17 protein-coding genes are annotated in these 26,174 nt (G+C 39.2%); 4 read left to right on the top strand and 13 right to left on the bottom strand.

Annotation, left to right across the window (positions count from 1 at the left end):
- Window positions 1–102: 102 nt before the first annotated feature.
- The gene (locus KME09_15100) at window positions 103–1,653 is read right to left on the bottom strand and encodes a TM0106 family RecB-like putative nuclease (protein ID MBW4535261.1); all 1,551 of its coding nucleotides are present in this window, start codon (window positions 1,651–1,653) and stop codon (window positions 103–105) included.
- Between the two features lie 152 nt (window positions 1,654–1,805).
- On the opposite strand from KME09_15100, the gene KME09_15095 reads away from it, so the two are divergent.
- Entirely contained in the window at window positions 1,806–2,990 is a 1,185-nt protein-coding gene (locus tag KME09_15095; GenBank protein MBW4535260.1) for an aminotransferase class V-fold PLP-dependent enzyme, read from the top strand.
- Window positions 2,991–3,200: 210 nt separating this feature from the next.
- Here the strand turns inward: KME09_15095 and KME09_15090 are convergent, their stop codons facing one another.
- From KME09_15090 to KME09_15035, 12 genes are all read right to left on the bottom strand, one after another.
- Window positions 3,201–3,932 (bottom strand): pyridoxine 5'-phosphate synthase, encoded by a 732-nt coding sequence (locus KME09_15090; GenBank protein MBW4535259.1) that lies wholly within the window; start codon window positions 3,930–3,932, stop codon window positions 3,201–3,203.
- A gap of 164 nt (window positions 3,933–4,096) precedes the next feature.
- Window positions 4,097–5,251, bottom strand: a complete 1,155-nt coding sequence (locus KME09_15085; protein ID MBW4535258.1) for a glycosyltransferase family 4 protein — start codon at window positions 5,249–5,251, stop codon at window positions 4,097–4,099.
- A gap of 148 nt (window positions 5,252–5,399) precedes the next feature.
- Window positions 5,400–7,343, bottom strand: coding sequence for a right-handed parallel beta-helix repeat-containing protein (locus KME09_15080; protein ID MBW4535257.1), 1,944 nt, complete (start codon window positions 7,341–7,343; stop codon window positions 5,400–5,402).
- 165 nt (window positions 7,344–7,508) lie between these two features.
- The gene (locus tag KME09_15075; GenBank protein ID MBW4535256.1) at window positions 7,509–8,747 is read right to left on the bottom strand and encodes a glycosyltransferase; all 1,239 of its coding nucleotides are present in this window, start codon (window positions 8,745–8,747) and stop codon (window positions 7,509–7,511) included.
- Window positions 8,748–8,825: 78 nt separating this feature from the next.
- Window positions 8,826–9,971 (bottom strand): glycosyltransferase family 4 protein, encoded by a 1,146-nt coding sequence (locus tag KME09_15070; protein MBW4535255.1) that lies wholly within the window; start codon window positions 9,969–9,971, stop codon window positions 8,826–8,828.
- Between the two features lie 59 nt (window positions 9,972–10,030).
- On the bottom strand, window positions 10,031–11,110 hold the full coding sequence (locus tag KME09_15065; protein MBW4535254.1) for an acyltransferase: 1,080 nt from the start codon (window positions 11,108–11,110) through the stop codon (window positions 10,031–10,033).
- 3 nt (window positions 11,111–11,113) lie between these two features.
- A complete protein-coding gene (locus tag KME09_15060) occupies window positions 11,114–12,307 on the bottom strand; it encodes a glycosyltransferase family 4 protein (GenBank protein MBW4535253.1) in 1,194 nt (397 codons plus the stop codon).
- Between the two features lie 23 nt (window positions 12,308–12,330).
- Window positions 12,331–13,698, bottom strand: a complete 1,368-nt coding sequence (locus tag KME09_15055) for a hypothetical protein (protein MBW4535252.1) — start codon at window positions 13,696–13,698, stop codon at window positions 12,331–12,333.
- Between the two features lie 117 nt (window positions 13,699–13,815).
- Window positions 13,816–14,871, bottom strand: coding sequence for a glycosyltransferase family 2 protein (locus KME09_15050; protein MBW4535251.1), 1,056 nt, complete (start codon window positions 14,869–14,871; stop codon window positions 13,816–13,818).
- 133 nt (window positions 14,872–15,004) lie between these two features.
- Window positions 15,005–16,789, bottom strand: a complete 1,785-nt coding sequence (locus tag KME09_15045; protein ID MBW4535250.1) for an ABC transporter ATP-binding protein/permease — start codon at window positions 16,787–16,789, stop codon at window positions 15,005–15,007.
- 387 nt (window positions 16,790–17,176) lie between these two features.
- Entirely contained in the window at window positions 17,177–18,148 is a 972-nt protein-coding gene (locus KME09_15040) for a glycosyltransferase (protein ID MBW4535249.1), read from the bottom strand.
- 316 nt (window positions 18,149–18,464) lie between these two features.
- Window positions 18,465–19,658, bottom strand: coding sequence for a WecB/TagA/CpsF family glycosyltransferase (locus tag KME09_15035; protein ID MBW4535248.1), 1,194 nt, complete (start codon window positions 19,656–19,658; stop codon window positions 18,465–18,467).
- A gap of 593 nt (window positions 19,659–20,251) precedes the next feature.
- Here KME09_15035 and KME09_15030 point away from each other — a divergent pair.
- From KME09_15030 to KME09_15020, 3 genes are all read left to right on the top strand, one after another.
- Window positions 20,252–22,423 carry an AAA family ATPase gene (locus KME09_15030; protein ID MBW4535247.1) on the top strand — a complete coding sequence of 724 codons (2,172 nt, stop codon included), beginning with the start codon at window positions 20,252–20,254 and terminating at the stop codon, window positions 22,421–22,423.
- A 226-nt stretch (window positions 22,424–22,649) separates the two neighbouring features.
- Window positions 22,650–23,474: a signal peptide peptidase SppA gene (gene sppA, locus KME09_15025; protein ID MBW4535246.1), complete on the top strand. Its 825-nt coding sequence runs from the start codon at window positions 22,650–22,652 to the stop codon at window positions 23,472–23,474.
- Window positions 23,475–23,566: 92 nt separating this feature from the next.
- Entirely contained in the window at window positions 23,567–25,624 is a 2,058-nt protein-coding gene (locus KME09_15020; protein MBW4535245.1) for a S9 family peptidase, read from the top strand.
- Window positions 25,625–26,174: the final 550 nt, after the last annotated feature.

Below are 26,174 nucleotides of genomic sequence, written 5' to 3'. Positions count from 1 at the left end.
GATAATAATTGTTTATCTATATGCTCAATTTAACGCATGATCCCTGGGATGAAATACGATTTATGAGTAAATCACTGATATTGTTAAACTTCTTTATATAACTTAAGAATTATAGTTTTCAATAATCAATTCAAGCTTTTGATTACGTTGATATTCCATAAAGTTTAAAAGCCAATCTTTTAAGTAGCGAGTTGCCCGACAATCATCCTCATTATAACTAAGAATTAAATCTAGCAAAGTTCGATCTTGTGTAATTAGCCATTGATCGTACCAGCATACAGACTGATCTCCACTACCAGTAGTTTCACGCCAATAGAATCCAATCCAGTTAGCTAAAGATTTTAAAGAATAGCTTTCTACAGGAAAAATGACCGATGCCATCACCCAAAAATGAAGATCGACTAAGCGAGAGAGAATGTCTTTTTTTTGTTCTCTGGAAGTGCCATAAAGTTTCGCTAAACGCTTAATCGTATCCGCTTCATATTCAGAGTAATGAAAGATTGGGGCATCGGGATATAGGGCAATAAAATCGAGAAATTCTTGCCAGATTTTGCCTTCGTCTGCTAAATTTTCTGCCAGAAAAGCATGAAACTGCTCGCTATTATTGCTTCGATCTACCAGCAGCACCCCTAATAGATAATCAGTTTGCCTTTCAGGTTCTGCTTCAATATCAAAATATAGCTCGATCGCACCACTGGGAATCGGCTGAGTATTAACTAGATCAAAATTTGAGCGCACTACAGGGCGATCGCTTTTAATGGCAGAGATTTGTTGTTTTAGTTGATGAGTAGTCTCGTAGCCTAATGTTTCTTCCAGGCTGGTTGCTGAAATATCAAGGAGAGATTGAACGGTGTTTACACCTATTGACTGGAGGTATTCATAGCGTTTGGGAGTTATCCCAGGGATAAGAGATAAATGCTCAGTTGATTTAGCAACTTGATGACAATAGCCATACCAACTACAAAGACTACAGCGTTGACGAGAAATAAATACTTCTGGTTCATTTTTCTCAGTCAGCATGATTAAACACTCGGCTACAGTTTCCTGCATCTTGGTTAGTCCATGAACTAAATTGATTTGATAAGAATTGTGTTCTTTAAGGATTAATTGCGATCGCTCAGGAATTTGCTCCTGAATAATCGCCAAAATCTGAGCATGAAAAGCAGCGATTAACTTGTATTCTGGCTTGGGTTTACGACCAAGTTTGATGTTTACAGGGATATATTCCCAGTTGCCAAAAATAGATGCTCCCGACTGTTTAATTAACAGACTAGGTGCTGCGGTAAAAGTAATTTTGGCGAATAAATCGGCTTGATTATTGGTAATCTGGGGATTGTATATAGCTGGAATGGCGGATTGCCATTGAGCATGACTGACGCTTAAAGTTCCGCCGACGATGCAGTCTACTCCTTGCTGCATCAACTCTATAGTTTGCTTGGTGTTTAGCTGCCAATCATGACGAGATGATTGCGGGCGATGAGGTGTAAGCGATCGCGCCTCAATTACGTTCCGCAGGTGGGTTTGATTTTCTCGCCTCAGCTTAAGTAAAAAGTCTTTAGCGGGATCTTGCTCTTGAGGATTGCCAAATATTTCGAGAAAGGTGCGACGGTTGCAACGTTTATAGTTAAGTAACAGATGATCGGAAATTAGCATTTTAGAGCAAAGCCAGAGAAAAGAATAAAAAGTAATAATTCCCTGCTAGTTTGCTGCATAACAGCACTTTTGACCCAAAATTATGTCGCCGAATATTTAATAAAGAATGTCGATATACTAACAATGGTTCGCCACAAAGCAAGATCTTACGTATGACTAATAGTTTATCTAAAACCGACCTGAAAGAACACCGTCAGCAATTTCCTGGGTTGATTAATAAGACCTATTTTAATTTTGGTGGTCAAGGAACAATGTCCGAAGCCTCCTTGCAGGCGATCATTGACACTCACCAATACATTCAGTCAACAGGCCCTTTTTCGGGTCAAATTAATGGCTGGCTAACAGATCGGGTTAATCTTTTACGTCAGGCGATCGCCTTAGAACTGGAAACAACGCCAGAGACAATTACCCTCACAGAAAACGTAACCGCAGGCTGTAATATTGCCCTGTGGGGGATAGATTGGCAGCAAGGCGACCAAATTGTGATGACGGACTGTGAACATCCAGGAATTATCGCCACAGTCGAAGAAATTAAGCGTCGTTTTGGCGTAGAGGTAAGGATCTGTTCGATCATGGATACTTTAAACAGTGGCGATCCTGTAGCAGCAATTCATAGTCACTTAAGCGAAAATACCCGTATGGTGGTTTTAAGTCACTTGCTGTGGAATACAGGACAGGTGTTGCCCCTCAAAGCGATCGCCCAAGCCTGTCATAACTATCCTGCTAAAACTAAGATTCAAGTCATGGTAGACGCAGCACAATCCGTGGGTTCCCTCGATTTAAACCTACCCGAACTAGAAATCGACTACTATGCCTTCACTGGTCATAAATGGCTTTGTGGCCCTGCTGGAGTTGGCGGACTATACATCAGCCAGTCAGCTTTTGCCGATTTGCACCCAACTTTTATTGGCTGGCGAGGCGTGGAAATAAATGCCCAAGGAAAACCAATTGCCTGGAAACAAGACGGGGCAAAATTTGAGGTAGCCACTTCTGCCTATCCTGAATACGAGGGTTTGCGCAGGGCGATCGCGATTCATCAAGCCTGGGGCAATAAAAGCGATCGCTATCAGCAGATTTGTCAGTTAAGTAACTATCTCTGGTCACAGTTACAGCAAATAGATCGAGTAAGCTGCTTAAAAACCACACCTCCCGAAGCAGGATTAGTCTCTTTCCAGGTTACAGGTATGGAACACAAACAGTTAGTAGATACTTTAGAACAGCAAGGCTTTTTACTGCGAACCATTGCCGATCCTGAATGTATCCGCGCCTGCGTGCATTATCTAACTTTACCAGAAGAGATTGATAGCTTACTCAAGGCGATTAAAGAGAATATTTAGGCGTGCTTAATTACGCAGAAATTCAATTTAAAACTATATTTACGCTTAATGTGAATTACTTTCGTTCTGATTGACTAGTTTTTCCTAAAGGATACCGCTTCGCATATAGCTCTTAGCTATCAGCTTTTAGCTTAAGATAGAATTCACCCCAACTCATTAAATCCCTAGTATCCAAACTTATTCAACTGAACCTGATTTTAAAACTGTTTTCTAAGCAGATTGAGCCAGAATCTTGAGATATTCTTTGACTGTTTGAGCAAAGCCCATTTCTAAAGCTTCAGCAGTTAAAGCATGACCAATTGATACTTCGAGGATACCTGGAATAGTACAGAACTTAGCCAGATTATCTAGGTTGAGATCGTGTCCCGCATTAACTCCCAAGCCCAACGACTGAGCTTTTTTAGCTGCCTCAGCAAACTGTTGCCAAACCGCGTCTAAATTTTGGTTCTCACGGTAAGCAGTAGCGTAGGGTTCAGTGTAAAGTTCGATTCTCTCAGCGCCAGTATCGGGAACCAGACTAATCTGTTCGATATCTGCATCCATAAATAAACTCACTCGACTACCTAAATTGTGCAATTCTTGGACAATTGGGATTAAACGCTCTCGATCCTTGGTTAAGTCCCAACCGCTATCAGAAGTAAAAGTGTCGGGTGTATCGGGAACAAGGGTGCATTGGGTTGGCTTGACCTGACGCACAATCTCCATAAAAGATACTTCCAAAGGATTGCCTTCAATATTAAATTCTACAGTTTTCACCACGTCTAGTAAGTCATAAACGTCTCCTGGTCTAATATGCCTTTGATCGGGACGAGGATGCACCGTAATTCCTTTAGCGCCAGCATCAATACAGATTTGCGCCATTTTAGTAATACTAGGAATACCAAGATTACGTGTGTTTCTAATTAATGCTACTTTATTGAGGTTGACGCTGAGATTAGTCATTTTGGACGTTAGTAATTTGACAGACAAAATAGCTAAGCTCATCGTTCTTGGTTCTTAGCTATTAGCTTGATTGGGTTATTTAAATATATACAAGAATAGTGCTGTTTGATGCTCAAAATAAAAGTTGCGATCGCTACTTCCTATTTCCGTCTTACGAAATTTCCTCAACGCGGGGAACCCGCGCAACGGAATTTCGCGCTATTTCCTATTTTTCTATATAAGTTGAGATATTGTTGCGCAATGATGGACTGATCAAAACGTTTGCTTGCAGCTTGAGCATGAGAAGCCTGGTTAGAAAGGACTTGGGTAATTGCCTGGCTCAAATTGCCTAAAGCATCACCAAACAAGGAAAAATAAACACAGTTAGCCGTAGCAATTTCTCGAAAAATAGGAATATCAGAACAAACTATGCGATCGCTAAAATGTAAAGCTTCTACCAATGGTAAACAAAAACCTTCTGTAGAAGAAGGAATCACGAACAGTTCGCAATTTTGATATAGCCAACCTAATTCACTATCATCGATCGCCGATAAAAACTTGACGTTGGTTTCTAAATTCAAGTCAGCAGTTAAATTTGTCAGCTTTTCTGTTTCTGGCCCTTTGGTGCCAACTATGATCAATTGATAATCTAACTCAATTTGCCCATGCGATCGCAGTTGAGCATAAGCCTTAATCAGTAGATCTAAATTTTTATTTTGCCGATGTTGAGCAACAGACAAGATAAATTTACTGTTTTCTGCTACTGTCTGAGGAACTTTTGTTTCAAGATCTTCAAAGTCAACATAATTGTAGATTACTTCAACGAGCTGATCGGGTCTTAGTTTTGGAAAGTAAAGCCTGAGCTTGTCAGCAGTAACCTGTGATACACAGGGTAAGCCATTACTATTATTAATCGCCTGCTTAAGAAATAATTGATTAAACCAAGCCTGTGGAAAACCGAAGTTTTCGGGACATTCATAGGGATAAAGATCGTGAATTGTCGTAACTATTGGCGCATTAAACTGTCTTCGTAAAAATGGTAAGGGAAAGGATAAATGAACTACATCAGAACCAAGCTGATTAGCTAACTTCGGTAAACCGCTCAGAAACCAAAGATTCCTGACCAGCGAACTGTTTTTGATTTTAACGACAACCAATTTAATTTTGTCTGAATCTAAGGTAAAGGCAGTCTCAAAATAATGCTGCTGCCAGTCACCAATTACCAGACTAATTTTAGTTACCTCAGACTGCTCTGCCAGACAACGGGCTAAATTGACTGCGTGTCGGCAGACACCTGTAGGTTTTACTGGTCGATGTAGTGCTGCAATAAAAACGTGCATATATAGTCGTACAAAGTTAGATTAGGACATTAATAGTAATCGGCTCGTAAGTAGGAAATAGGAAATAGGAAATAGGAAATAGGAAATAGGAAATAGGAAGTAGTATTTCAAAGATGTCCTAACGTTGTTACGTAGGGCTATATATTAATTAATAGTTACTCTCAAAATCGTATTTTAAGCTCGATCCAGCTTTCCAGGCAGGAGTATTGTGTTCATAAGCACCAACATCTGGAGATTTGCCCGTAAAATCAGCCGTAATTTGGGGAATTTCAATTCCAACATCGATCGCGGGGGAATCTTTTTGTAATGTAAAATCGGCAGTAGTACCAGAAAGAGACTTAGTTTCTGCTTGAGGCGATCGCGTAAATTTAGCGTCGGTATCAATAAACAAATTATTCGATTTGCTTTTAGCACCAATACTTTCAGAGGAGGCAAAGATGTTATTGCGGGCTTCAACATTTTCTCCCTCTAGCCAGACCTTGCCTAAAAAAGTATTATTAAACACTCGGTCATATCCCCTGGGACTGCCAGCGACAATGCCGTAGTTATGATCGCTACCGTTTAAGTTCCAGACAACGTTGTGATGAACGGTGCTGTTAAAAGTTTCCAGATCCAAATAAATACCGCGAGTACCCCAAAACGGACTGAAAGACTGAGCATCATGAATCCAGTTATGATTAATTGAACCGCCTTCCAAGTTGATGTGACAGCAGACATAAATTGCCCCTAAATCCGTACTCAACATGCCAAATTCAGAAATATCATTGTAGGAAATTTCTAGGTTGCGACCATCAGTGCCAGCGGTATGCCAATCAAAGTTCATTGCATCTCGACCAGTGCGCTTAATCGTATTGTGGCTAATTTGATGACCATTGCCGTTAATTCTGACAGGAGCCGCATAAGTAACCTGATAGTTGGTATTAACAATAATGTTATTAATTACCTGATGATTGTTTCCTTCTAACAAGACTCCATTACCCGAACTCCAGTCAATAACAGAGTTCTTCAAGACATGATTGCTACCTCGTAGCTGAATGCCCGTATCGTGAGCATGAGCTGCTAAGAACATTGCATCATCAGATTCATAGGCTTTTTCTGACTCTGGTGGAGGTGGTAGAGTCATGTGATGGGAGACATATTTAGCGCGAACTCCGTCGATGATTATGCCACTACTGCGATCGCTAGTAGTAATTGTATTGGCAAACAGATTGAGATTGCGGATAGTAATAAAAGAGCGATCGCTCAAATCAAAGGCTAGATTGCGCTGCTTTACTTCTACTGTTTTGGGAGCTTGATTGTCAGGAGACCAGAGGTAAAGCTCCTGATTGTTGCCGTCATAAAACCATTCACCGCGATCGTCTAGTAGCTCCCGCTTGCCAAAGAGATAAAACCAATATGCACCTCGATCCCAGGCAGCAGTCATTTCTGCTAGTAGTTGCGTTGCCGTTCCTCCAGTTATCTCTCCAGTGCGGGTAGTGTACCATTCATTAGCCCAAACTCTGCCACCTTTCCAGCCTTCAGTCAGTTCGGGAATTGCTTCATTCTGAATTTTTGCCGTCGTTCCCCCCAAACTTTCTACGCCACCACCCAAAAGATTAGGACGTAAAAAATCATGTTCTGGACTGAGATTGGGCAAACGAGCTTCGGGCATCATTTTTCCCCCGACAAATATTTGATTGGCAAAAAATCCCGTATCGCTGTAGCCATTAACGGGTAACTTAGCCTTGGCTCGATAAACGGCATCACGATCTGGCGACCAGTTAGGAACTAATTCTGTACCCGAAATTGTTACCTGTTCTGATTTATAGGCAGCAAAAGTAATCGGCTCTTGGTCAAAACCAGAAGTCAGGGGTCGAACCGTTTCCCGATAAGTTCCCTGTCTAATCCAGCAGGTAGATCCTGGCTGAACTGCATCCGCACATTTTTGAATTGTTTTGAAAGGTTGCTTAATCGTGCCAGGATTATCATCCGAACCTTGGGATGAGACAAAATATCCCTCCAGTTCATATCCCCCTGCTTCACATCCAGACATTCCTAAACTGGTAATAGCACCTACGAAAATAATTACAGCTCTTAGTTTTTTGATTGACATAACGCAAAATTAGTAGTGAAGCCAACAGCTAAAGTTATCTCTGTCTCTAGAGTTAGCAATGAATAGAAGTTACAGCGAATTTCAGTTGATAGAACCCATTACCCATTACCCATTACCCATTACTTCGATAAATTAATGTGTCTACTCAATTGAAAACTGCTGTAGTTAGCGGTGGTGAAACTCATCAACGCATTCTTGATAAACTTCAGACAGCCACTTGCCTTTAGCCGACCAGCTATAAAGCTCTTGAATCCGCTGCTGTCCTATTTTGCCCATTTGCACACATAAATCTGGGTTTTGGGCTAGTTTCACCATGGCTTTGGCCAGATCTCTTACTGCCTGTTCAGGATCATGAGCAGGAACTTTGATGCCGATATCAGGGGTTACGGTTTCTCCAGGCCCTCCTAAATCCAAACAAAGAATTGGTCTGCCTGATGCCATAGCTTCTAAAATCACCCAGCCACCTGTATCGTGCAGGCTCGGATGAACTAAAGCAGAAGACTGTCCCAGCTTGATTAAAACTTCTTGGCGATCCAACAGGCCAAAAAACGTTACTCGTTCGGCAATGTTTAACTCTTGCGCCAGATGCTCAAGCTTTTTCTGTTCTGGCCCTTCCCCGACTATCCAATACTCCGCATCGGTTAAGTTAGCTTCGGCAAAGGCTCGCAACCCTAAATAAATTCCCTTCCAGTGCAGCAGACGAGCAACGTTAATAAATCGACTGGGATTAACTGTGGGGGAAGGACATTGCCTGAGTCGTTCAATTTCTATCTGAGCAATTCCCGTATCAGCAGCTTGTTTAATCTGTGGTGCGCCCAATTTACTGAGTTTTTTTGCCGTATCTTTAGTGGTAGCAAAAGCGATCGCACTCTTGCGAGCGGTCAAGCGAGTCAGGGGATCTAGTTCACCAATACCACGCCAAATTAGCCGCAGATATTCGTAAAGCTTGTTCTTGCCACTAAAATCAACCCAAAATTTAGCGGGAGCTGATTCTCCACCACCCACAGGCCCCCAAACAAAGGGAATTGGCAATAAAGACAATAAGCTGGGAACGGAATAGCGGACAAAGGTAATATGATGAGCCAGATCAAAGTTTATATGCCGATGTAGTTTTTGTGCGACAAAGTATGCCTGGATTTGCCAGAGATAATAGTGTAGCTGTATCGCTCCAGATTGCCCCCAGCGTAAACTATCTTGCCAAAAGGGGAGAGTAAAATAAACAAACTGAAGATTGGGAATGGGGTTTTGTTTTAACTCTGCCTCAATCGCGTCTTTACTCTCATCTGGACGAGTCAAAACCCAGACCTGATGATGTTTCGCCACTTCCTTGGCGATATTCCAGCCAACTCCTCGTTCCGACCCCTTTCCTGGTTCACATGAATATGCTGATAATAAGACTTTCATTTGATTTAGGCAGTAACAATAAATGTTTAATAATGTTTAATATTTAAATTCGCTGTAAATAAGAATAAACTTGTCGATCTAACCCATAAGTGCGTTACTTTTTGATTTAACGACCTGCTCATATAGCTGGGCTGTTTGCTCAGCGGTTTTTTTCCAGCTAAACTCTTTTACTCTGGCTAACCCTCGGTCAATGAGATCTTGACGAAAAGCCCGATCTCGATTGATGCGCAATACGGCTTCAGTTATGGCAACAACGTCGGTAGGAGCGACTAAAACGGCGGCATCCCCTGCGACTTCAGGGATTGAGGAAACATTGCTAGTAATTGTCGGTGTACCGCAAGCCATGGCTTCTAAAACAGTCAGCCCAAAACCTTCATAAAGAGAAGGAGCGACTAGAACATCAGCAGCATTGTAAAAGTTAATCAAAGTCTGTGGTTCTGGATTGCTGACCAAAGTAATATGTTCGCCTAAATTATTAGCTGCGATATATTGCTCCTGTTCGGGGTAAAGATCCCCGCCAACTTTCCACAGACGAACAGGGATATCTTGCTCGACGATCGCCTTAATTACTTTTAAGACCGTTTCAATATTTTTGCGCTGTTGATTAGAGCCTACATGCAGCAGACAAATCTCGTCTGGCGATTTAGTATGTTGTTGCTTCCAGTCAGCTAATACTTTCTTGTCTATTAGATCAAATACTGTATCCACACCATTAGGAACGACCGCGATTTTATCTGGAGCGATGTTTAACCAATGAGCGACATCTTTGGCAGTGTTACTCGAAACAGCAATAGTGCGATCGGCCAAAGTAATTCCCTTGACACAATATTGCCAAACCGCCAGGCTGAAGGCGGGAAAGCGAGCTTGATTTTTCATAATTTCAGGATAGATAAACTGCACTAAATCGTGACAGGTAACTACCACAGGCTTGCCGATCTTTTTTAGTCCATAAGCAATGTGAGCATCAGAGTGATCGATAATGTGGAACAAATCGGCATCTACTTGTTTAACAGCTTTCGGATGATGGTAAAAACGCTCATAATACTTGCGGATAGGATTGCCTGTACGCCAAAGATTCTCTAGATTCTTACTCCAGGGTTGAGGAGCTATTTCTAGAATCTCCCAATCTGGTCTAAGCTCTTTTAGTTCAGCAACCAAGTTATCAGCATAAACATCCATACTAAAAGCAACTTTTGGCTCTCGTCTGACAATCGCTATCCTCATTTATCCTCCTCAATAATTTAAAACCTTTATTTTTACTACCAAAATCAAATCTAGAGATGCTAGATATATTGAGCAATCAGCTTATTTTTTTGCATTAAGGCGATCGCCAGCCAGCTAAGTAAAAAACTAGAGATAGCGTAAATCAACATTGATACAATCGAAACGCTTTGGGTAACTTGCGGTATTTTTGCCAGTAAAATCTCGACTACACTTTTGACCAGAGGATGTATCAAGTAAATCCCAAAAGAACACAAGCCGAGATTAGTAATTAACTTGCTGTTAGAAATAAATTGAGAAACCGCAATCCCAAACAGCAACAAAGAGTAAGCAATTAATAGCTCACTCAAAGCATCAGGTAAATACTTAGCACCCAGAATATCAACTAGTAAAAAAACCAAAAATATTGCAGTTACATTTGCTGGTTGATAGAGCCACTGCCGATCTTTGCTCAAGATTGCCTGGAGCAATAGAGCGATCGCCAAGTAAGGAAAACATCTAATTAACCACGCCAGGTTAACTAAAATGCATCTCCAGATTTGAGCCAAAATATTATCCCCAAGAACTGGAAATAACTGCGCAAAAGCATTATAGTCACCAAGATTAAAGTCATTTTTAGAGACGATCAACAGCTGATAGAGCAAAATGCTGACTGTAGTCAAAAACGACAGCAGAAAAACTGAATATTTTACCTGGCTAAGATAATTTGCCAGATACAACAGCGTCGTCCCAGCTATTAAAAGAGGCATAAAATATAAATGATAAGAAGCGCCTCCCAGGAAAACAATCGCTACAGGATCTGCTAGTAATTGCGGGATTTGTGCTGTTTCTTGAGTTAGAAAAGCGATCGCCAATTTAACCACAACATAAAGTAAGCTCCACAATAGATATGGCACGACGATCCGCTGGATTTTTTTTTGCCAAAAAGCACGATTAATCTTTAACGGCGTTCTTTTCGTACTAAAGTAAAAAGATGCTGCCAAAAAAAACGGTACGGCAAAATAAAATAAATGGCGAAATTGAATAGCGCGATCGCTGATTGGGACTCCCCAAGTTTCATCTCCTGAGTGGACTAAAATCACGGCGAAGGCTGCTAACCCACGACACAGATCGATACCTGCTGCTCTAGATGTTTCGCTCATAAATTACTTTAATGCGGGAATTAATTTTTGCCACTGCTCGACTAATCTTTGGGCAATTCGTTCGTGAGAATAATGTTGTTTTACTCTCTCTATTCCATAGTTCCCCATTTCCTCGCGCCAATTGCGATCACAAATGAGCCGTTTTAAAATTTCGGCTAAAGCTACTGGATTTCCTTCAGGAAAAATCAAGTCATCCCTAGCAATTACATGGGGAATCTCTCCACAGTTAGAGCCTACTACGGCAATACCCATAGCCATGGCTTCAATAATTACGTGACCGAACTGTTCTTTCCAGGTAGCAATAGTACGAGAAGGCAATACCAAAACATCAAATTTGCTTAACTCAATGGGTGCCGCTTCATGAGGTACAGCACCACGCCAGGTTAACCGCTCGGCAATCTGCTGATTTTTAGCTGCCTCACGTAAGTCTGCCTCGCTCTGGCCAGAACCGCACAGAGTAACCTGAAAATCTAAATCCTGCTGTTGAAGCTGGCTCACGGCAGCCAATAGGATATCTAGCCCTTTTTCGGGAACTAATCGCCCCAGAAAACCAATATTTACCCGATCCCGATCTTCTGGCGATTTTTGCGCAGGGGGAGTAAATAACTCCGTATCCACTCCCATTTGCGGCATGACCTCAATTTGTCCCTGATAATTCCAGCTTCGCATCACCTCAGCACCATCCTGATTACCAGCTAGATAGAGGTTGGTCGCCCCCATGACAAAGTTCCGTATCCCACGACGCAGGAACGATAAAGAGCGCAATTGATTCTCCCAGCCAAATACCACCATCGGCTTACGGCATAACTTAGCCCAAAAAGCGACTTCCAGAGCAGATAGCGAAAAAATCTCTTCTTCCACCTGGATCACATCAGGTTTAAAGTCATTAATTACCTGCCAAATCTTCCAGGGGTTATAAATATGCGCTCCGACTCTGCCAGAGAACAAAACTGGTGCCGAGTAAGTTTTGATTTCAGGAAAGGGAGTTTCCAGCTTAATGACACGTTTCCATTCCAGAGCCTGCCAGTTACTAGGAGCTAGCAAAGCAACCTCTACTCCTGTATCGGCGATCGCTTTTAGCTTACCCTGGTTAACTCCTACTACGTAGGTATGGCTGATAAACAAAACCCGTAATTTTGTTGCTGGAGTAGCTTTTTCAAGCTTTGGGTCATTGTGGAGCTTAATAGTATTAGACATAAGAAGATAAAATATTAATAAATTTAAACTTGCGCCTGCTGCTCAAATTTCAGCCGTCTTTCATGCCAGGCTAGCCCCAGCAACATCGAAAGAAACAGCATATAGCCAGGTTCTTCAAGCTGAGTAAAAATAAACCCTAAAACCAGAGTCGCCAGTAAAGTAATTTTTAAGGAATTATCTAAGCCAAAAGATTGCCAAATTACATAGGCTAAATACAGATAGCCTCCTAGACCCAATAGTCCAATATCACCCCAAATTCCCGCCCAGCTAAAAACAGGACTAAATAGACTAGAACCAGTAGCTAACCAAAAACTATCAATAAACTCGCGAGACCTTATCCCAATAGAGGTGCTAGTTGCCCCTAAAGGTTCAAGAATCAGGCTGTAGTCCTGCATAAACCAAGCTCCCAAACGGCTTACAGTATGACCAGGGCCCAAGCCAAATAGCCAGTTGGCTGGAGATTTAAACTCAGCCAAGATTGCTTTGAGGGAATAAAATTTAGTGAACCAAGCATCGCCATTTTTTCCATACAACTCTGGTCTCGCCCAAGCGGTAAAAGCATTAAACGCCTCTAAATTTTGCACACACCAGAAGAAAATCAACCCAGTAACCATAATGCCCAGTAGCAGCTTGATGGTTTTACCCACGTCTTGAAAATTAAAGATAATTAGAATTATCCAGGCTAAAGAATAGGCTAAGATCAGCTGTTTTGAATCAGAAAATAGTAGTTGCCAAGACGCTGCCAAAATCGTCGTAACTCTAATCCAAAGGGGAAAGTTTTTGCCGTTTGCCAAAAAGTAAATAGCAAAGGCAATAGATACCGATGCCGATACATAATTACCCGCGCCTGAGACAAAAAATACTCCACCACAACCATCAGTACCATCAAATCCTTGGGCATCAATTTTTCCGCCATCAATCAGCGGTTTTTGCCCCGCAGCTAGCAAAAAGTTGATCGCTACCGATGCCATAAACCAGCTTTTAAGCCGCCTAAAAAATCTTGCTGACATTGGAATACAGACAATAGCCACTAAAAACATCATTGGCTCCCCCAGCATCATGAAGCTGACAACGGCGTTGATAAAGCCAGCTCGATTCCAGATGGCACTAACTAAAATTGTGACCAGAAAAATCAACATGCCCCAGAGCAAAGAACGTACTAGTATAGTTTGCTGTGGATTTTTGGCAGTTGCCGTAGCTAAAGCAATTCCCAGAACCAGAGGAACAATGACAAAATGAGCATGAATCAAAATTGGTGGAGCCGAAGTTAAAGTAATAAAAATTCGCCCATAAAAAACAAGGCAAAAAGCAAAAATGATGAAGTTAGTATTATTTGCCCCAGCTAAATTCTCTTTCGACCTTTTACTAATTGATTCGGCACTATTAAACATAATCGATACAGTTACATATAACTATTGCAATTAGAATCGTTCTCATCTATGATCAGATCTCATTTACATTTGCTTAATATCCCCAAGATAAAGCTCTGACAAATGTTGCCAAGGTTTTTAACTGATTAAAGCTCGAAGTTTAGTAGTCGTCCAGCTAATCAATTTTGGACGATGTTGGGGAGCATACAACCAGGAAATAGCTGGCTTGGCTAGGGTTAAAGGCATTAAGCCCACCCAAATAAACCAAAGACTATAAAAGATGCGCTTAGGCAAGTTAAAGTTAGAATATTTCCAAAGACTTCTGATTCCTTGATAAATTAGCTTTACTGAGCGATCGCTCGGCACAGGATGAGTCTGGGCATTGAGCCTTAAGGAAATAATTCTTGACCACAGCCGACCAATAGAACGCTGCTCTAAGTCTGGAGGAACCTGATAACCCAGTTCTTGAGCTTTGTTGGTTAGCAAAGCAAAATTTTGGAGATCATGACGGACAAACCGTAAAAAGCGATCGCCTGTCACCGTAGACAATGCCCACTGGTTATTATCGTGAACTCGATAAACGCCTAGAGCATGGTCAATCGCCATTACTTCACCGTAAAATGGCACTTGAAAAGATAGGTAATCATCAGCGCTCAGCTTGTATTCCTTGGGAATGGGAAACAAATTGCTTAACACCTGACGACTTAGAGCATTGCCGCTGGTAGGTGTACTAATGTAACTGCCAGTTTCTAGCAGCATTTGCCAAACTTTTCCCTGAGTAAGAGGAATCGTACCCTGGGGTAATGAATAGCCGAGAGATTCACCCACACCATTCACGACGTTTAAGCGATAATGTACCTTCGCTAGATCGGGTCTCCAAACTTTAACAATCTCCGCCACAGCTTGGGGAAACAGATAATCATCTGAATCGAGGAAGATAATAATTTCCCCTTGACTACGAGCAAGACCACTGTTGAAAGCCTCCGCTTGCTTACCGTTAGGTTGTAAAATAGGAATGATGCGATCGCCATATTCGGCAATAATTTGGCGAGAATTATCCGTAGAACCATCATCGACAACAATTACCTCAATCTGCTCATAACTTTGATTTAAGGCACTATTAATTGCCTCGGCTAAAAAGCGAGCGTAATTGTAGTTATTAATAATTATGCTAACTAAAATATTGGGGGTCATTTTGATAAAGTTGCCTCTATTTGAAGTTGTTGCAGATCCTTTAATTCTCGAAAATAAGCTCCTTCAGGTGGGTCTGTGGGAGATTTAGGGTAAAAATCTATTTTTGGCACCATGATGTTGCAAAAGATCTAAGCTACTGATCTAAAATTACGGTTTGATAATTACCCGACTGGGTGATGCAGCCTTGCTCCAAACGATAGATGCGATCGCAATGTTCGATGGTACTCAAGCGGTGAGCAATGATAATAATTGTCTTACTGCCTGAAAGCGCCTTAGTGGCGTCGGTAATTAAATTTTCAGTTTCGTTATCCAAAGCAGCTGTTGCCTCGTCAAAGACTAAAATTTCTTTCTCGTGATATAGCGCCCGAGCAATCCCCACTCTTTGTCGTTGACCCCCAGAAAGCAACACTCCTCTTTCTCCCACAGCAGTATTTAGACCCATAGGGAGTCTTTCAACTACCTCGGTTAGTTGAGCTGCCTGTAACGCTGCTTGAACTTTCTGGCGATCGATTTGATTATCGGGGACACCAAAGGCAATGTTTCTCTCTAAAGTGTCATCAATCAAAAAAATCGACTGAGGAACATAGCCAATTAAGTTCTGCCAAGCCCTTACTTGATTTTTAACCGAAATCCCATCCACCAAAATATCTCCACTTTGGGGAGAAAGCAAACCCATTAACACATCTACCAAAGTTGTCTTGCCCGATCCTGACTTACCAATCAAACCGATAGAATGACCTTTTTCAATAGTTAAGCTAATGGAATCTAAGGTATCCTTCTGGGCATTAGGATATTTGTATACTAAATTCTTAATCGTGATCTGCGATTGGAAAGCAAGCTTGGACTGTAGTTGAGAATGATGTGCAGACAAAGTATTTAATTCTTCGTTTTGCAATTCAAAATCTTTTGCTTCTTTCAGTTCAGCATATAGAGAATCAAGAGAATGAATGTTATAGCGAATCACGCTGATACAGGAAATGGTATTGCCAGTAGCTGGTAGCAAACGAATCGAGGCGATCGCAAAAATCCCAAATATTGAGGTAATATTTTGACTATCATCCTGATTGAAGGTAACAAATAAAAAGGCAAATACAATCAAAAAGCTAATAATTACAGCTTCGACAATGTAGCGAGGAAGGTTAGAATAACCAGAAGCCAAACCCATATTAGTAGAATACTTTTTCGCTGCGCAATTCATTTGAGCTTCAAAGTAGGGTTCACAACCAATTATTCTAGTTTCTTTCAGTCCACCTAGCCCATGGTTGAGAATTCTAATTATCTCCGCTTCAGCATCAAACCCCTGTTTACCCCAATAAGCCAACTTATCTTTTAAGGGATTTAAGACTAACAAAGAGATAAAAAGTACCACCGTAATGCCAAACGAGGCAGCCGCATTAGTTGATACTAATAGAGCAACTAGAGCAATTATTACTACTCCATTTGATAGCGCCGTTAGCAAAGATAAAACTAAACCAATGCAAAATCGATCCGTAAATGTAACGATACTTTGGACTAAATCGGCGGAGTTTCTACTTAAGTGAAGTGTGTAAGGAGCAGATAAATATGACTTCATTAACTTAGAAGATAAATCGCCTTTTAAACTATGAGAAAATTCGGCAATAGCTTTTTGAGTAAAAAACGATAATGCGCTTTTAAAATAAAAAATAAGAATAGTCAATATGCCAAAATAAAGTATGAAAATTTCCGATGAATTAATCGAAAATTTGACATATAAGCTTTGCAGCCAAACGTTACTACTAATATAGTCTGGCTTGGTCACCATTGCTGAAAAAGGGCCAATTAATCCTAATCCAACCATTTCTAAAAATGAACTAATAATAAACAATCCAAACATTATTAACAATGCTCGATGTTTTCCTGTAGTAACATATAAAAACTTAGCTATAAACTCATTCATATTTACAAAATTATCAACTAGATATTCAAGCCTTTTAATATTTTTTGTTTAAGTAATTTCAATCTTTTATTTGTTAGCAAAATTACCAATCAAATAAATAATATTTTGATTAAAAAGCTTAATATGGATTATGATTAAATAGTATATTTCAGTTATAACCTTGATAATTTAGCTGCGCAAAGTTTAATTCAATTTTTTCCAACAGAACCTTTTGTAGAACGCTCCCAACCTTTGCTACAATTGCCCTCAAACTCAATTAGTGTAAACAGGCTATTCCTTAAGGTTATCGCTTAACCTAAGCAAAAAATGGGAGTACTAAATCAGATACATTTAGCTTGCTACTCCCTCTTTTTCTTTTTCTAGTTACGTTTTAGCTGATGTAGAGCTTTATGCCTTGCCTACAGTGTCTTGTAAAGACTTCCTAGTATTGAAGTCCCATCGTAATACCTCATAAAGTATCGACTGCCAATTATTTAAATTAATTGACCATATTATTAATATCCATAAACACTTAATTCTTTCAGACAAAGAAATAGAGTAAGCGAATATACTGTGATAATATCCTTGAAGGCATTTAAGCCGGGACATAAATGCACCATAGTTTAAGTTAGGTGAAATCCACTCGGCACGTTCTTTCGAGCTTTTAAGTGATTGAGACTGCTCATTATGAATTCTAAAATAGCCAGTCGCACTCGGAACTTCCTTAAGTTTACCCATCACTGCAAGTTCACAAAGAAGCACTTTATCTGAACCATAAAAAGCATCATGTTGAGAAGTTTCTTCAATTATGTCTCTACGAGATAAACCAAAAAACTCATAACATTCGGTTGTCTGGTACAAAACCTCCCAATAGCGCTCACTTGGATGGACTGACATAAAATTGCGCTGCAAGTTAGTAGTGATAATCCTTTTTCCTGGAGTAATATAAGTATTCTTTTCAATCAGAGGAAAAGGGTTATCTCTGTCGTCAATAAGCACGAATTTAGGAAAGCACATCACAACGTTAGGATCATCTTCTAGAACTTTTACACACTCTTCTAGGTAGTTAGGAGAACATTTATCGTCGTGAGCCATCCATTTAAAGAATTCTCCTTTTGCCAACTCAAATACTTTCTTGTAGTTACTTGCTGCTCCTATATTGACAGGATTTCTATGATATACAACTCTTTTATCCTGAGATTGAAACAAACGGCAAATTTCTTCTGTTTTATCTGTTGAAGCATTGTCAGAAATGATAATCTCAAAATCTTGAAAAGACTGTTTAATTAATGAATCAATAGCTAATTTAAGATATTTTTCTCCGTTATATACAGGTATACCAATACTAACTTTAGGGGATTTAATGTTGTTTGCAATCATAAATAATAAATATTCAATAGTAAAATGTAATCTGAGAAATAGTTGGCACAGCATTAATTAATATCAAAACAAATAAAAATATTGTTTTAATATCTCGAAAGAATATATTTAAAATTTTAAATTCATTGCTCAAATTTGATTAAAACTATTTTTCTTGATAAGCTAAACATCTGTAGTTTTAAATTTAGGCACATAATTATTTTAAGTATTCAAGCTAAAAAATCCATTGAATTACTATTTGCTTGGTAATAATGCCATAATTAATCAAGGTAAGCTAAAGTACTATAAATTTTTTATCTAGTCATATTTTATTAATCTAATCTACTAAATCTGCTAAGAATAAGCCCTTACGTCTTAGATATTGTTCAATCAAAATATCCTCTATCTGTTCTTTAGAGATATTGTTCTTTTCTATTAAAATACTTCCCAGTCTTCGCTCTGTAGTACTTTGTAATAATAAAAGTTCTTGCAGCTTGTTTTCTTTCAATATTTTTTTCTCTACTAATAATTGACCAAGCTTGACATTTTGGTTTTTTAAATAAAACTTAAGTTGAGGTAAAGACAATGAATTATTGCGGACTAAAATCTCACCAAGCTTTAGATTAGGGTTTAGTTGTTGTAGTAGTAAAGCTTGGTCTAATTCCTGAGTACTTAACAGGTTTTGCTCTTGGAGAATTTTGCCAATCTTTTCTGGAGAAAAATCTAGATTTTCAATATCTAAAGAGAGATTTGCTTGAGAAAATATACTCTTGACACTACCTGGATTCAATAGTTGCTTAGCAGCAAGATACATAAACGGAGGGATAGTTGAACTGTATCGATGCCAGAGACGACTAGGTTCTTGAGCCAGACGATATAGCCACTCCATTCCCGCCTCCTGAACTAGATGGGGTGCGCGGGGAGTAATTCCTGCATACATGGCGAACACAGCACCTACGCCAATCATCACACCTTTAATTGAGCCTTTATATTGAGACATCCAGACTTCTTGTTTAGGACACCCCAGACAGACAAAAATAATTCCTGCACCACTATTGTTGACTTCTTCGATCAGCTCTTCGTCTTTTGAGGTGCGAATTTCATCAACCGACATAAAAGGAATAGATTTCATCCCAGCAATTTTGAGAATAGGATAATCTTTAGAGATTCTCTGTTTCATCTTGTCCAGAATTTCTGGGGTAGAACCCAAAAAATAAATGGATATATTTGCTTTTTCTGCTGAATCACAGAGATGTTCAAAAACATTCATCCCAGAAACTTGGTTTTGCTCCATAATTCCCAAGCCACGTAACATCATTACTAAAGGCTTACCGTCTGGAGTAACTAAATCAGCTTGATGAAGTACTTCTTGGTACCAGGGATTTCGTCGTGCCTCCATCAACATGTGAACATTTGCTAGACAAACAGCTTTGCTTGCTCTACTTTTTGCCCAACGCAAAATAAGCATCATTTGTTCATCGAAAGGTACGCAAGTAATACCAATATCAATTACTTCTTTCTTCGGTATCATAATATTTCTGATTTTTTTATAACTAGTAAATAAGATGAGTTTTGCTGTACTTATCTTTAATAGCCCAAAATGAAAAATAGTTCTTACAAAATTAGTTTTAAAACTAATACTATGAATAATCTTAATCAAGATTATTACTTAGATACAATGCTTTAATCTTGCATTAACTAAGATAATAGTTTTTTTTTATCTGAGCGTCAATTTCCAGTTTCAAACTCAACAAAAAATTTATCAAAAGCTAGTTAATTATAAAGATTAGTTGAAAATATGCTCAATATAAATGATCTAAAATCACAAAAAGTTTATTTTAGATTATCTTAAATTTACGTAGTTATACGAGTACAAATTAATATATTCTATTGATTTACAGATAATATGATAGTACATAAGTTATTGCTTAATTATCAATAATAAACTATCAATGAATATACATCTAAAAAAACTTGTGTTTTAATTACTATAGTAATAACTTTAAAAATACTATCAAAATAATAGCTTTTTAAAGAATAATAAAAGCCATAGAATATATCAATATAATTCAATTGTATTAATAATTAACATAATAGTACTGAAATATAGAATAAATAAAAGCTATGAATCAGAGTTTTAAAAATCAAAAAGGTTATTATCTTCAAAGTTCTCCTACTGTAGAAAATACTGAAGGAAGTTTAAATTATTTTGACCTAACTACTACGGTTGTCAGAAGATTGCCTCTTATTGCTAGCATTACTATTTCAATGACAGCTTTAGCTTTTTTCAAACCTAGATTCTTTCCCCCAGTTTATGTTGCTAGCTTTGAGCTATTACCAGAAACAATTAATGTAGAAACCAAAGTAACATCTATCGATTATATTAAAGATCGGGAAAAGATTACTGAGGTTGAGCTTGACGATATTCAACTTAAAATCCTTAAAAGTCCTAGTACTATGTCTAAAGCAGTTGAATCTTTGCAGGCAAAATATCCTCAGCTTAACTATCAAGAGTTAGTTAAAAACTTGACTGTGGAATTTATTCGAGATAGCCAAAACAAAAAAAATGTCTTATCGGTAAGCTATGAGCATTCTGATAAACAGCAGGTGTCGGACGTGATTAAAGCTTTAACTCAAACCTATTTAGATTACAGTGCCAATACCCGTTCCGAAGGTATCAAAAGAGGAATAGATGTCCTAGATTTGCAAATTCCTAAAGTCAGTAAAGATGTTGAGCGCTTAGAAAATAAGATGCAGCGCTTGAGAGACGAATATAACTTTATCGATCCTGATGTATCTCTCACGCCAATAGCCGAGCGCACTCAGTTGATCAATCAAGAGCAAGATCGAGTAACCAGCGAATTACAGCAAATGCGCCTAAAACTGAGCAATTTAGAACGTGAACTATCAACTCAGCCGACTACTGCTCCAACAGCAATTGATTTAGCAACCCCGAGGTATCAAGGTCTGCTGAATCAGCTGCGAGAAATTGACATTAAACTCAGCCAAAAATCTACTATTTATTCCGACCAGAATGCCGAAATTCAAGTTCTCAAAGAAGAAAGACAGAGAATTATTAGTTTGATTGAACAAGCGGCAGAAATAATTCAACAAAAGTTAGTTAATGATATTCAAACTCTAGAAAATCGCCAGCGACTGGCACAAAGTGAATCAGCTAAGTTGCGATCGCAACTTAAAAACTGGTCAACAGTCTCTAATGACTATACTAAATTTCAGCAAGAGCTAGATATAGCTAAAACTCAGCTTAATGAATTTACGCGCAAGAAAGAAACTCTATTGATCGATGCAGCAAAACAGCAGTCTCCCTGGCAACTTTTAGCACCTGCGGAAGAACCACAAAACAACGATATTAGTCCTAACAATCGCTTATTGCTTGGCTCTAGTTTGGGATTATTGTTAGGTGTGGGTCTAGCTTTAATGCTAGACAAGACACAAAAGACTATTTATTCTTCTGCCAAAATAGAAGAAATAACTAATTTACCTGTTTTAGGTCATATCCCTTATACCCCTAAAAGAAAACAGCTATCGTTATTTGCTGCGACAAAAGGTTCAACAAATTTCAAGCGACTACCAGCTTCAGATATCTATCGTGACCCAGACAATACAAGCAACTTAGCCTTTCCAGATTTTCTTTCCTCTTCTACCGAAGCATTCTGTTCTTTTGCAGCCAATTTAGGGTTACTAAATTTTACTGCTGAGTCAAAGTATTCAGAATTTGACACCAGCTTAAAATCTATTGCCATTACCTCTGCCGTATCTGGAGAGGGTAAATCTACTGTTGCCCTTAATCTTGCCCGAGCAACAGCATCTATGGGTAGAAAGGTATTATTGGTTGATGCAGATTTGCGGAGTAAAGTACGTTTGACTGAAAGTTTGGGATTAGAATCTGCAATTGGTTTAAAAAACATCCTCAGTCAACATGATCCGAGTCTGGTTTCAGAACATATTCAAAAATCACCCTTTGATGATAACTTGTTTGTTTTGAGTTCTGGCTTTAATGAACTGATGTCTTATGAAAGTAGTCTTTTGCTGGCATCTAGTGGAATGTATAAGCTAATGGAAGAGCTAAAAAGTAATTATGATCTAGTAATCTATGATTTATGCGCTTTGGTTGGCTATGCCGATGTTAATCTCTTAGCAGGTAAAACAGATGGAGTTATTCTGGTTACAGGTTTGGGCAAAATAGACACAACATTATTGACTAAAGCCGTCGAGCAATTAAAAATTTCTAATGTTCCTGTGTTAGGCATAGCAGTAAACGATTTAGTGAAGTAGGGCAATATAAAGCAATATAAAACTGTTCAGATTACAATAGGTAAACCGCGATCGCGATCGCCTTATAATTTAATTTAAGATCTGCTGATTAGTACTAATTACTTACTTAGATTATCAACAGTTAAAGGTAATCAATAATCAGTTAAAATTCAACGGGAGGCAGATCAAGACTAAGTTAGTATTGATATCTTGTCCCCTTTTAACTTAAAACAGTAGATAGCTTTTAATGATCTGGCCGTTTAACAAAACCAAAAAACAAATTGCGCGCATTGAAATCACTGGTGCGATCGCTTCAGAGACCCGCAAACAAGTCCTCAAAGCTTTCAAAACTATTGAAGAGAAGAAGTTTCCTGCTCTACTATTGCGAATCGATTCTCCTGGCGGAACAGTAGCAGATTCTCATGAGATATTTACCGCTTTGCAACGACTACAGTCAGATAAGGACGTTAAGGTCGTTGCCAGCTTTGGTAATATTTCCGCTTCAGGTGGAGTCTATATTGGTGTGGGGGCAAAACATATTGTTTCTAATCCAGGCACAATTACAGGCAGTATTGGCGTAATTCTGCGGGGGAATAATTTAGAACGGCTTTTGGATAAAGTGGGGGTCTCTTTCAAAGTAATTAAGTCTGGGCCCTATAAGGATATCCTGGCATTTGATCGCCAGACTACTGAAGCCGAAGAACAAATTCTCCAACAGCTAATTGATGTGAGCTATAGTCAGTTTGTGGCTACCGTAGCTAAAGGACGGGGGTTAGCCGAAGAGATAGTCCGAGGCTTTGCTGATGGTCGAGTATTTACGGGAGAACAGGCTCTAGAATTGGGTTTAGTAGACCGCTTAGGTACAGAAGAAGATGCCCGTCGTTGGGCAGCAGAATTAGCTGGCTTAGACCCCGATAAAACTGAATGCTTTAATATTGAAGAACCTAAGCCTTTGATTAATCGCTTGATTCCTGGTAGAAGTCAAGCCAACTCAGGTATCGGTATGGCGATCGATGAACTTCAATTTGAACTATCTACCAATGGTTTACCACTGTGGCTCTATCGTCCGTGAATCTTATTGTTTATGGTTAAAGAGCTAAAGAGTTAAAGAGTTAAACTAAAAATTGACCGCATTAAACTCGTAAAAATTAAAACTCTATCAAAATGACCGATCGAGAGCAACTTTCCCCACCTATCGCCCAAAAACATGCTCATATCCACTCGATTCATGGAGATGAAAGGCTCGACGATTATCACTGGTTACGTACGCGCGAAAATTCTGAAGTCATTGCTTACTTGGAGGCGGAAAATCAATATACAGAAGCAATGATGAAACATACAGAGTCATTGCAAGCAGATCTCTATCAAGAAATGCTATCTCGCATCCAAGAAACCGATCTTTCTGTTCCTTCGCGCAAGGATAATTATTATTACTACACTCGTACAGAAGAAGGCAAAGCTTATGGGATTTTTTGCCGCAAAGAAGGTAGTGTGGACGCGCCAGAAGAGATACTACTCGACCAAAATCAACTTGCCGAAGGACATGAATATTTTGCTGTGGGAGTACTTTCTGTCAGTCCCAACCATCAAATTTTAGCCTACTCGATAGACACTACTGGGGCAGAAAAATATACTCTCTATTTTCTCGATTTAAATACCAGAGAAGTCTATACCGAAAGTATTCCCGACACTTATTATTCTTTCGTTTGGGCAAATGACAACCAGACTGTATTTTATATCAAAGTTGATAGTGCCAATCGACCCGATCGCTTATTTCGTCATTCCTTAGAAGATGCTGTTGACAATGATGTCTTAATCTATCAAGAAACAGATGAAGCTTACTTTCTAGCTGTTGATAAAACCGCCAGTGATGCTTATCTCATTCTCAGTTTGGGTAGCATGGTGACATCCGAGGTTCATTATCTCGACGCCAATCAACCGACAGGTTCTTTCCAAATTTTCCAACCGCGATCGACTGGAATTGAATATTCTCTAACCCATCACGGTGAATATTTTTACATCACCACTAACGAAGGGGCAATTAATTTTAAATTAATGAAAACCCCAGTTAATAATATTAGTAAAGAAAATTGGCAGACGGTAATACCCCATCGAGAAGAAATTTATCTTTTAGGTGTTAGTGCTTTTAGCGACCATTTAATTATCTACGAACAAGAAGAAGGAGTTCCCAAACTTAGAATACATAAATTTTCTACAGGGGAAGAACACTATATCTCGTTTCCCGAACCGATTTATTCAGCAGGTGATGCGGGTAATCTCGAATACAACACCAATATCTTTCGCTTTAGCTACACTTCTTTGATAACTCCAAACTCTATTTTTGATTACAACTTAGATACCAAAGAAAGAGAATTAAAAAAAGAAACTCCCGTATTAGGAGGTTACGATCGCACCCAATATGTCAGCGAAAGAGTCTATGCCACAGCCTCTGATGGAACTTCTATCCCTATTTCTCTAGTTTACAAACAAGGGATGGAGAAAAATAGTACAAATCCTTGCTTCTTAACTGCTTACGGTTCATATGGGGCAAATTATCCCGTGTATTTCTCTTCAATTCGTCTATCTTTACTAGATCGCGGTGTCGTTTATGCGATCGCCCATATTAGAGGTGGTTCGGAAAAAGGACGCAAATGGTACGAAGAGGGCAAACTATTACATAAAAAAAATACTTTTACCGATTTTATTTCCTGTGCCGAACATTTAATCCAATCAAAATGGACTTCTCCCCAACATCTTGCCATCAATGGTGGTAGTGCAGGTGGTTTATTAATCGGTGCTGTGCTGAATATGCGTCCCGATTTATTTAAAATTGCGATCGCCGATGTTCCTTTTGTAGATGTAGTTACTACTATTCTCGATCCATCTCTCCCTCTGACGGTGATTGAATGGGAAGAATGGGGAAATCCCCAACAAAAAACTGACTATGACTACATGAAATCCTATTCCCCTTACGATAACGTCACAGCTCAAAACTATCCTCATTTATTAATCACTGCTGGTTTGAACGATCCTCGCGTTGCTTACTGGGAACCAGCTAAATGGACGGCCAAATTGCGCGATCTTAAAACCGACAATAATTTACTACTGCTAAAAACCAACATGGATGCAGGACATGGCGGTGCATCGGGACGTTACGAACAACTTAAAGAAACTGCTTTTGAGTATGCTTTTTTACTAACTTGTTGGGGTATCACTGATTAAGCTCAGGTTGATTATGGTTATTGTGCGATCGCGCTATTAAAGTTTTACAGCCGTTTTCAGTTTTAGTTTATACCAAGTAATGATTGATAATAGCGATCGCAAACTAGAAACAGGATTAATTTCTTCTCTTTCGTCACGTCTTGCTACTGCTAAGGTTCAGATAAGTTTATTGGACAAAAAGCTAAAATCTTTTTGATAAAATTTAGCTCAGTTTAAATAAGCATGAGTTTATGAATCAATCTCAACAACCTTCATCTCAAGAAACAAACAATAAAGAACCGTGGCTTGCCGTTAATTTATCCAAGCTTTTGCCAGGTATAGGGCAAATTTATGCGGGAAAGGTTCTTAAAGGATACATTATTTTATTCAGCTATTTTCTTTTGCTCGTCATCGCTATTTTGCTGCTGATTAACTCCAAGGGTAACTATTGGCTCGGTATTGCTGTCTTAATAATTGCCTTAGCAATCTTACCAATCTGGAATTTATTTGATGCCCATCAGACGGCGAGAAGAAGAAATTCGCGAGAGTTTGAATCTGCCCGCAAGCAAAA

This window comes from Pleurocapsa minor HA4230-MV1, assembly GCA_019359095.1.
Taxonomy (GTDB): domain Bacteria; phylum Cyanobacteriota; class Cyanobacteriia; order Cyanobacteriales; family Xenococcaceae; genus Waterburya; species Waterburya minor.
Note: the sequence above shows the minus strand (reverse complement) of the source record. Positions and strands in the feature narration are given on the sequence as shown.

Coding starts and splice junctions, on each gene's coding strand:
- KME09_15100 (MBW4535261.1), bottom strand. CDS start 1,653: ATGCTAATTTCCGATCATCTGTTACTTAACTATAAACGTTGCAACCGT.
- KME09_15095 (MBW4535260.1), top strand. CDS start 1,806: ATGACTAATAGTTTATCTAAAACCGACCTGAAAGAACACCGTCAGCAA.
- KME09_15090 (MBW4535259.1), bottom strand. CDS start 3,932: ATGACTAATCTCAGCGTCAACCTCAATAAAGTAGCATTAATTAGAAAC.
- KME09_15085 (MBW4535258.1), bottom strand. CDS start 5,251: ATGCACGTTTTTATTGCAGCACTACATCGACCAGTAAAACCTACAGGT.
- KME09_15080 (MBW4535257.1), bottom strand. CDS start 7,343: ATGTCAATCAAAAAACTAAGAGCTGTAATTATTTTCGTAGGTGCTATT.
- KME09_15075 (MBW4535256.1), bottom strand. CDS start 8,747: ATGAAAGTCTTATTATCAGCATATTCATGTGAACCAGGAAAGGGGTCG.
- KME09_15070 (MBW4535255.1), bottom strand. CDS start 9,971: ATGAGGATAGCGATTGTCAGACGAGAGCCAAAAGTTGCTTTTAGTATG.
- KME09_15065 (MBW4535254.1), bottom strand. CDS start 11,110: ATGAGCGAAACATCTAGAGCAGCAGGTATCGATCTGTGTCGTGGGTTA.
- KME09_15060 (MBW4535253.1), bottom strand. CDS start 12,307: ATGTCTAATACTATTAAGCTCCACAATGACCCAAAGCTTGAAAAAGCT.
- KME09_15055 (MBW4535252.1), bottom strand. CDS start 13,698: ATGTTTAATAGTGCCGAATCAATTAGTAAAAGGTCGAAAGAGAATTTA.
- KME09_15050 (MBW4535251.1), bottom strand. CDS start 14,871: ATGACCCCCAATATTTTAGTTAGCATAATTATTAATAACTACAATTAC.
- KME09_15045 (MBW4535250.1), bottom strand. CDS start 16,789: ATGAATGAGTTTATAGCTAAGTTTTTATATGTTACTACAGGAAAACAT.
- KME09_15040 (MBW4535249.1), bottom strand. CDS start 18,148: ATGATTGCAAACAACATTAAATCCCCTAAAGTTAGTATTGGTATACCT.
- KME09_15035 (MBW4535248.1), bottom strand. CDS start 19,658: ATGATACCGAAGAAAGAAGTAATTGATATTGGTATTACTTGCGTACCT.
- KME09_15030 (MBW4535247.1), top strand. CDS start 20,252: ATGAATCAGAGTTTTAAAAATCAAAAAGGTTATTATCTTCAAAGTTCT.
- sppA (MBW4535246.1), top strand. CDS start 22,650: ATGATCTGGCCGTTTAACAAAACCAAAAAACAAATTGCGCGCATTGAA.
- KME09_15020 (MBW4535245.1), top strand. CDS start 23,567: ATGACCGATCGAGAGCAACTTTCCCCACCTATCGCCCAAAAACATGCT.